The sequence below is a fragment of the Nostocoides vanveenii genome, from assembly GCF_039531165.1.
In the GTDB taxonomy this organism is placed as follows: Bacteria; Actinomycetota; Actinomycetes; order Actinomycetales; family Dermatophilaceae; genus Nostocoides_A; species Nostocoides_A vanveenii.
The window spans coordinates 1-8,605 of the sequence record NZ_BAAAPN010000088.1 but is presented as its reverse complement, the minus strand read 5'-3'; the positions used below and the strand labels follow the sequence as shown (position 1 = coordinate 8,605).

The following is an 8,605-nucleotide window of genomic DNA, read 5'->3' as shown; positions in this document are numbered from 1 at the left end:
CGAGCAGACCATCACCGCCGAGGAACCGCTACCCGACGACCTCGCGGCCGCTCTGAACGCCATCCACCGTGTCCGGGTTGCGCACTAATTTGGCCGAACTCAGGCCAAGGGCGGGCGACCTCCCGCGTTCGACACGCAGCGGTACAAGAACCGCAACGTCGTCGAACGCAGCTTCAACACCTTCAAGCAGTGGCGGGCCCTGGCCACCCGCTACGACAAGCTCGCCCTGACCTACCGAGCCGGAGCTCTCCTACGCGCCGTCCTAATCTGGCTCGACGCGTTAGGAGACACGCCCTAGCACCCCCAGGTAATGCTCGTACTGCTTCTGGACCCGCGACGGGATACTGACCAAGGTCCCCTCCTCCATGCGGTAGGTCCTGTCCAAATCGCCGCGAAACGACAGCCAGTTAAAACTGGTGCTGACCCACACGTCGTCAAAGATCAGGATCTTGGCGTGGGTGTTGCGCAGTCGAATGAAGGTGAAGCGCTCGTAGCGCCCTGCGAGATTCTCGAGGCGCCGGAGGGCGTCCTCGTCGGAGCCCCGGTCGTCATCGCCGTAGCCGTGGGCGATAGTCACTTCAACTCTGGCGCGGAGCCGCTGCTCCAGGCGAGCGATGAAGTCGGTGGTAACGACTGCATTCTTGACCCAAGGCGCCACGATCAGCAGGCGTCGCTTCGCGTTCCGTAGGGCCTCGTCGAGGAGAACCGGATGCTCGAAGACGCTAACGCTGCGGACAGGCGCGCGACCGCCGGTCCCGGTCGCGAACAGGTCGCCGGCGGGTTGGCCTTTCGGGGTGTCGTTCTCGACCGACAGTTGTGCCGCGCCTTCGACTACCGTCCGCTCCTCGGCGCGCATGTCCTCTAGGTCTGCGTCCAGGACCGGGCGATCAGAGGGCTTTCCGACCGAGAGTCCCAACCGTTCGACGGCGCCGACCCGATCGAGGGCTATTCCGTGCGCATTGGACAGATCATCGTCAAGGCATAGGGCAAGTTCGATCTCATCTCGACTTGCGTTGGCGAAGACCAGCAGGAGCGCGTGGAGGTAACGGTGCTTTCGCACGGCTACTTTGTGGATCCGCAAAACCTGAAGCCGGTCGGCCTTCAGCAGCGCGTTGAACTCCGCGGCGGTGACGTCGTCGAGACCGATGCGGGCGTTCCGGTCGGCTGGCAGTACGAGCATCCCCCGCTCCTCAGCCTGCCGCTTCTCGATCAGTGCGCTCTCCTGGTAGTCGGCCAGCGACCACGTGAGTCGGTCGAACGCCACGGGGAGTGGCCGTTCGACCGGTTGCGTCGCGGCCAAGGTACGGACGACCTCGAGGCCAAGGGCCGTCAGGCCAAGTTGGCCGGTGCTGTGGCGCCGCAGATGACCGTCACGGATCAGGGAGGCCGACGCCTCCACGACGTGCGCCTCTTCCAAGCCGAGATACGCGGCGATGTCGCTGGTGGTGTCGACGCCCCGTTCGACAAATTGCAGGGTGAAGGCTTCGGTGACAGGAAGGTCCTTGCGTTCCTGCGCGAGAACGTCTGCACGAAGCATGGTGACGGGGACTGCGGCCTCCTCGATCGCGACCAGTTCCAGGCCGGGACGTGACTCACCGAAGCGCCGATGGAGGATCTGATATTGCCTGCTCATTCATCCGCCTCCCTGATGGCGCAGTCCGCTGGGTGGCTTTCGATGTGGGCCAGGACATTTCGGAGGGCTCCGTTGGTGCCCCGAATGAAGGCTGCGTCGCCGACGACCATGAGGCCGAAGCGTGCACGAGAGAGCGCGACGTTGATGCGTCGCCAGTAGTGGGGGCCGAGGAATCCCAGCTTGCCATCGGGGTTGCTGCGCGTGACCGAGACGAGTGCCAGGTCAGACTCGCGTCCCTGCACTGCGTCGACGGACAGCACCGTGATTACCAGATGCTTGAACGCGCGTGAGGCCACGCGGCGCCGCAGTTCCTCGACCTGGCTCTTGTAGGGCGCGATCACCAACGCCTCAAGCTTCCGCTCTTTGTTTGGGGTCAGGAGCCGGTACTCGACGGCGTTGTCGATCCTTTCTAGTTGAGCCACGATGAGCTTGGCCTCCTCGCGGTTGGCGAAACTCGTTGTACCGCTCTCTCGCCTGGCCTCGCCCAGACGTCCCGTGTCGATCCATGTGACCGCGCGGCCCATGAGGTGATCCCAACCCGGCAGGCCAATTGTTCGCGGCGAGCTGAGGCGGCTGTCGTAGAAGCAGTCCGAGATCAGATCGCCGATGGGCTTTATCATTCGATATTGCTCTTCAAGCATCAGCTGGGAGTGCTCGGGAAGGTAGTTAACGAAGCGCTGGAAGAGTGTCTCCTCGACGTCCTCTTTTGTGAGGCCGTGCTCGGCGAGGAGGCTCGAGGCCCGGAGCAGATCCTCGTCAGTTGGTGGCAACTGCCGAGTGTCTCCGACAAGGATCCATCGGTTGGCTCGGGACATCGGCACGAGTGCTTCGGTCAATGTGGCCTTTGACGCCTCATCAACGATGCAAAGATCGAACTCAAGGTCTGCGACCGCTCGATTGCGCAGAAAGCCAGTGCAGGTGCCGGCGACGACGGAGGTTCCGGCGAGGAACAATGGCGCCAGGCTCTCCTCAGCGCCAATCTCCTCCAGCCACGCGGCCTGCAGTTCGAGGCGTTTGAGAAGGTCTTGCCCCCCGGTGGCCCCTTCGAGCAGTAGGTCGATCGCGGCCCGAGCGTCCGCACTCGACATGCTGCTCGTAATAGTCAGGTGGCCAGCCAGGTGGGCCTGGGCCTCCTTGACCAGCTCGCCGCGACGGTCGTGTTGCTGATCCAGCTGTGCTTGCAACCTCTCGAGAGGGTTCTCGTCGGCCACCACCGTCGCCAGATCGGAGGGCTTCTCGCCGTGATTCTTCAGCATCTCCGACATTTGGAACTCGACTCGCTCCGTACGGCGCGTGACCGCCGCGAGCTTTTCGAGGACCAGTGCGGCTCGCAGGTGGTCAGTCTTGACCCCAGCGGCGGCCGCGCGAATTGCGATGTCCGCTTCCGCGCGTTGGCGGACACCTTCGGCCCACCTTTGAACCTGAATGTCCAACAAGAGACCTCTTACGCCTGGCTGGACGACGGATTCATCGAGGCCAGCAAGGCGCACCATTCCCGCGATCCCTGCGTCGTGGAGGCGTTCAACGGCGTTGTCCACGGCGACGTGGGTCTGCGAAGCGATCAGGACACGCGAACCAGGCTTCATCCGGAGGAACTGGACCACGGCTTCGGTGATGAACCGTGTCTTTCCGGTTCCGGGGGGTCCTTGGATGACGAGCACACCATCCGCGCCAAGGGCGAGTTTGACTGCCCCCTTCTTGATTGGGTCAAGTTCGCTACCCCATGTCTCGACTTCGACGGGCGCCGGGGCCGGATTGGAGGTCGGGTCCACCAGGATCGCTCGGAGTTCGGCGCATGCCGCACCACCGCTTCTGACCGAATTGACAGCAATTCGCTGACGGTTGAGGGCGATCGCTCCAGGCTGGTCGTAGGGAACAAGCGCAGCCGAGCCGGGAATATTCGCTAGGGGGCGTGCGGACAGTAAAGTGAGCCGGTCGACCTCTTGGTCAATGACTTCGCCGTAACCAAATTTGCGTCCGGACTGCTGGTCGACCACTTGCCATGCTGAGCCGACGAGGTCGGTCTCAAGCGGCTCGGCCAGCCTGAACGCGGTCCGGCGACCCTGAGTCGTGAAGCTGCGATATCGGACGTCTTGATGTTCGCCGCGGCCAAGCTCCTCACGTGCGTCGAGTAGATGCAGCCACCGCTCGAAAAGACCTTCCGCCTCGTCGTCCGCCGCGGTCTCCGGGTGGAGCCGGCGCTCGTAATGCTCGTCGAGGAGTTGTAGGAGCGTTAGGGACGCCCTGTCGCTTGCACCACGTTGCAGTGGACGCTGCACGGTCCAAGAGAAGATGGGTGGGAGTTGCATGCCGTTGAGCCGCCCACCTTCGAGTTTCTCGAACTCAAGCGCCGGCGCGGCGGTGACGGTGAGTTGCGCCGAGTTCTGTTCCCGGCGCAGGGTGTAGCGATGCTCGGCGCCGATAAGGAACACCGTTGTTCGATCTAGCTGGCCAGTTTCGGTGTTCCGCCCATAGTGGGCGTACACGTCGCCCCGCAGGTCGGCTAGCAACCTTACTCCGGCACGCTGCCGGTCGATGGGCTCGCCAGCCAGGTGCTCCTGTGCGGCTCTGGTGAGCTCCAAGAAGACGGGGTGCCTGGACTGGGCCTCTCGTGCGGCTTTGCCGGCAGCGAGTGCCTTGAATTGGCTTGCAAGCTCGGAGGCATTTGCCGGTCGCTCTGTCGGATCGGTACTCACACAGGCTGTAAGGATCGCCAGTACGTCGGGCGGGACGTCAACCGCCTCGAGCGCACGCTGAACGTCAGGAAAGTCTCGGATCAGGTCGTCGCTAAGGCACTGCAGGATCAGTACCCCGACGCTATACACATCGCGCACATACGGAAGCGTTGCTTCGATCTCGGGAGGTGCGTACGGTCCAGAGCGGAAGTGCTGAACTGTCATCTCGCTGTGGGGCTGGTCCCCCCGGATCTTCGCGATCCCGAAGTCTGCGAGGAGGGGCTGCCCGGCCGAGTCGATCAGGATGTTCCCCGGCTTGATATCGCGGTGCTCTAGCTGCTTGAGGTGGGCGTAGGAGAGGCCAGCGAGGAGCGGCTCAATGAAGCCGTCATACAGGTCGTCCCAGCCCTCCCACGGGCGGTCCTCCAGGACGTCGACCAGGGAGTTGTCGATCCAATCGAGCACGAGGAAGTACGTGCCCGTGTCGTCGAGCCCGGAGTCGCGGAGCCGAACGATGTTGCGGTGGTTCAACGCTCGCAGTGCCTGAGACTCCCGCTCGAAGACCTTCTGCGTCACCTCGTCGGTCGACCCGATGACAAATTTCACCGCCACAGACGAACCGTCTCTTGTGTCGATTCCCTTGCGAATCGTCGATAGTCCGCCCGCCCTGTGCTCGGCGCTCAGCAGCACAAAGTGTCGCCCGACGTGCTCCATGGCCGCTCCCCTCGCTCTGAGGCAGACTATCGAGATCCCCATTGATCAACTGGAGTTATAGCGGATCGCAGCAGTCGAGACGGTCACCCGACCAGTTTCACGCCCGCTTGTGCAGGGCGTAGCCGAGCTCGAACCGTTGGTGATCGTCGAGGGAATCGGCGAACTGGCGGTACTTGTGGCGGTCTTTGGCGGAGGGCTTCTTGCCGCGCCACGCGGGTGAGAGGTCGAGGTGGGCGTGGGCGACGTGGACCCACTGCCAGGTCAGGCCATAGCCGACGCTGCTGTAGTGGGTTCCGGGTCGGTACTGGCGGGCCCACTCCTCGAACCAGCGCGTCATGTAGAGCCGGTGCTTGATCTTGGCTTCGGTGGCTCGGTCGTCCCGCCGCCGCGTCTCCTCCCCGGCGCGCCAGATCCGCGCCTCCCACTCCTCTGCGCTGATCAGCATGGTCGCCGAGCAAGCCCGGGCCAGGCGCACACCCATCGGCCCAGGCATGTTGAGCACTTCCGCGGCGGCCTGCCACGACCTGACGTCCGGGTGCAGACGGGCAAGTGACAGGGACGCGAACGCACGGACGGTGTCCTCGCTGGAGTCGAAAGCGCCCTGCAGGTGTTCGAGGTACTGGGGGTGCGGGATGACCTGGGAAATGACGAGCAGGTTGATCGGCATACGCGCTCCGGTGTGGGTGCCGAGGTGGTGGGACAGTCGCCGGTGCGGGGCCCGGGCGGCCATGACGAGCCGGGTCAGGGTGGGGGTCATGACGGTGCGGTCGGCGAGCCGGCCGAGGGGCCCGTCCGACGTGGTCGGCGTGAGTTCGGTCCACGGCGCCAGCGCCCAAGCCGCTGCGTCGACGTCGGGAGCGGTGAGGATCGCGTCGGCGGTGGCCAAGGCGGCGCCCCGCAGACCAGGATCCTCGGGTGGCCTGAGGCCCCACCGCGGGCCGCGGTCACCGGTCCGCCGCTCCGCCTCCTGGGCGAGGATGGCGGGCCAGTCTGCGAGGTTCACGCAAGGTCAGGGCCACCCGCTTGGGCGATCTCGTCGATCACGCTGATCCGCTCGTCTCCCTCCTGCGGATCGCCGCCGGCTTCAGCACCTACCCCGAACGTGTCCGACTCGGCGAGGTGCGGGTACTTCTCCAACAGGAATCGGCGGCGGTAGGCGATGTCGGCTGCGTCGACAATGCCTTCAAGGGTCGCCCAGTTCAGCGCAGCCCCTAGACCAATCCCAGCGATGGGAACGACCCTGCCGAGGCCCTGTTTGGTGAGACGGAAGCTGAACCTCTTGGCGAATTCTCCGGCCACCCTGGCGACGACGGTCTCGTTCAATACCTTCCAGGTCTTGTCGCGAACCAGGGCCTGCGTGAGCTTCGAGATGTCGGCAAAGGCGGCTGACTTCGCGCCCACCGAAACGGCGGTCCCGGCGTTGACGACCGAGATGATGAACAGCTTCTCTGCGGGTGACTCGGGGTCGTAGCCGTACATCAGTGCCAAGCGGCCAACGGCACGGGAGCCGAGCGCCAAGACGGTGGCCGCGTCGCCCACGAAGGCACCGGCGATGACGCCTCCCGAGGGAGCGGCAGCGGCACCGGCAGAGACGGCGGTCGCGAGTTCTCCGCCTGAGATCGCCAAGCCCGCTCCGGCGCCAGACAGCGCAGCCGCGCTGGGGTACGTCCAGCTCGCCATGCGCCCACGGACAGCGTCAATCTGCTCGAGATCCAAACCGCGGAGATCACGAAGATTCGAGACGTCGTGGCCACGCTTTCGGTGCTTGGCCACGACCCGCTTGTGAGTCAACCCGGCTCTCGCGACTCGTCCCGTTGTTCTCTGGGCCGACCGGCCCGCCGCCGACACCCAGGTCGGTGCGACAGCCGCCACTCCTTGGGCCCCCGCGCCAGCGACTCGGGTGGCCTTGGAGGCGAGTTCCTGCCCACGTTTGACCGCAGCCTGCGCCTGAGGGCGGCCCTCAAGGTACTTCGATGCACGGCCTCCGGCGTTGGCGGCCGCCTCGGACATCCGCTGTCCGGCCGCACCTACCCGGCGAGACACCTGTCGCCCCTTGAACTCTTGGATCTCTCGCCATGCGTCAAGTTCGTACGCGGAAGGTTGCGACATGGCCCAAATGTAGCCACGCCCAGGCCGACGGACCGCAAGCTCCGAGTTTCGGCTGCGACAACGCCGCGGGCTCGGCGAGGTGGCGACATTCCGACCTCGGCTATGTGCGCGGGTTGACGGCGTGGTCAGCTCAGGGGAGATTGAAGAAGTCGCGGACCAGGTTTGTCAGATGAGCGGGTTCAGCGATGGCCACTTCGAGCACGCCGGTGAACACTTGGTTGTAGCCCCGGGCGGTCGCTGTCCAAGTGCCTTGTACATGCTCGGGCTTCTCACCGCGGATGAGGAGGACCGTGTCACCGTCGTCTGTTTGGAATGTCGCCTCCGGCGGAGGTCTCCGACGACAACTTCGACATCGACCGAGCCGGTCGTCTTCCATGAAGCCTAGGGTGGCACGTATGACGAAGCATGTAAGCCTGCGAGGCGATTGACGCGGCGAGGCTGACGGGGGACCCGGCGTAGCGGCGTAAGTCTCGTTTCGTCGGCCCCCATTTGCAAGGTGGAGATGGCAGCTTGAGGTCTCGCCAATCGGGTCGCTCCGTGTGGCCGTGACGTTCTTGAGCTTCAACGGCGCCGTCGAGGTGCAGCTTCACTTCTACGTCGTGCAGGAACGTCTGGGTCTTGTTGACAACGGTCACCTGGGACTGCTGCACAGATAGGTGACAGGGGTAGTCACGCGGCCTGATTGGCCGTGGTGGTCATGATGGTCTCGTACTCGATGGGGGTCAACCGGCCCAGACCGGCTAGGAACTGGAATCGGTTCACCCCAGCGTGGCGGGCGCGAATAGGGCCCCGAGCTGCAGAGCAACCGCAGCAAGCCCGAGCGCTATCGCTCCGATCTTGTAGAACCAGACGAGTTTGTCATCGGAATGCATGCTCTCGCGGCGACTCAGGATCCTCACGATGCCGCTGCGGAAGATGTCAAGCAGTCTGAGACACGTGTCGTTACGCGGTCTGTATGAGGGCCTCCGGTGAGGGTTGGTTGATCCAGGCGGCCTGGGGCAGTTTGGGTGCCTGGGGTCGGCGGTTGCCGAATCGGTGCGGGTGGGTGGCGTGGGCGGCGTCGAGGGTGGCCTGGCGCTGGGCGCGGATCTCGGCGGCGGTGCCGAAGTGGACCGAGGCGGGGGGTATGAAGTCCGATCCCGGAGTGTCGGTGCTCGTGGTTGTAGTAGGTGAAGAACGCCTCGCAGAACGTGCGGGCGTCGGCCAGAGAGCCGAACACGTCGGGGAACACGGGGGCGTACTTCAAGGTCTTGAACGCCGACTCGCTGTAGGGGTTGTCGTTGCTGACCCGTGGTCGGGAGTGGGAGCGGTCCACGCCCAGGTCGAGCAGGAGCTGGGCGACGGGCTTGGAGGTCATCGAGGTGCCTCTGACGCCCTTCTGTTTGTCAAGCGGCGGTGTAGGTGTGATTCAGCGCGCGCTGGTGGTTACGCAGGAGGTAGTAGATTTCGCGGGCGATGTAGCGTTTGAGTAGGC

General features: G+C 64.6%; 4 protein-coding genes and 2 pseudogenes. 1 reads left to right on the top strand and 5 read right to left on the bottom strand.

The annotated features are described in order from the left end of the window. Positions 1 to 106 precede the first annotated feature (106 nt). Positions 107 to 298, top strand: a pseudogene (locus ABD209_RS15890) (transposase); the annotation flags it as partial. Here ABD209_RS15890 and ABD209_RS15885 read toward each other — a convergent pair. The 5 genes and pseudogenes from ABD209_RS15885 to ABD209_RS15865 form a co-directional block, all read right to left on the bottom strand. Then, entirely contained in the window at positions 281 to 1,633 is a 1,353-nt protein-coding gene (locus ABD209_RS15885) for a phospholipase D-like domain-containing protein (protein WP_344067953.1), read from the bottom strand. The pseudogene ABD209_RS15890 and the gene ABD209_RS15885 overlap by 18 nt on opposite strands. Continuing rightward, on the bottom strand, positions 1,630 to 5,022 hold the full coding sequence (locus tag ABD209_RS15880; protein ID WP_344067951.1) for an AAA domain-containing protein: 3,393 nt from the start codon (positions 5,020 to 5,022) through the stop codon (positions 1,630 to 1,632). Before ABD209_RS15880 ends, ABD209_RS15885 begins: the two co-directional genes overlap by 4 nt. Before the next feature lie 97 nt (positions 5,023 to 5,119). Then, positions 5,120 to 6,025 (bottom strand): hypothetical protein, encoded by a 906-nt coding sequence (locus tag ABD209_RS15875; RefSeq protein WP_344067949.1) that lies wholly within the window; start codon positions 6,023 to 6,025, stop codon positions 5,120 to 5,122. After that, a complete protein-coding gene (locus tag ABD209_RS15870; RefSeq protein WP_344067955.1) occupies positions 6,022 to 7,032 on the bottom strand; it encodes an EcsC family protein in 1,011 nt (336 codons plus the stop codon). The genes ABD209_RS15875 and ABD209_RS15870 overlap by 4 nt, the downstream gene beginning before the upstream one ends. A gap of 1,041 nt (positions 7,033 to 8,073) precedes the next feature. Beyond that, positions 8,074 to 8,500 (bottom strand): annotated as a pseudogene (locus ABD209_RS15865) (transposase); the annotation flags it as partial. Positions 8,501 to 8,605 lie beyond the last annotated feature (105 nt).

Coding starts and splice junctions, on each gene's coding strand:
- ABD209_RS15880 (WP_344067951.1), bottom strand. CDS start 5,022: ATGGAGCACGTCGGGCGACACTTTGTGCTGCTGAGCGCCGAGCACAGG.
- ABD209_RS15885 (WP_344067953.1), bottom strand. CDS start 1,633: ATGAGCAGGCAATATCAGATCCTCCATCGGCGCTTCGGTGAGTCACGT.
- ABD209_RS15870 (WP_344067955.1), bottom strand. CDS start 7,032: ATGTCCGAGGCGGCCGCCAACGCCGGAGGCCGTGCATCGAAGTACCTT.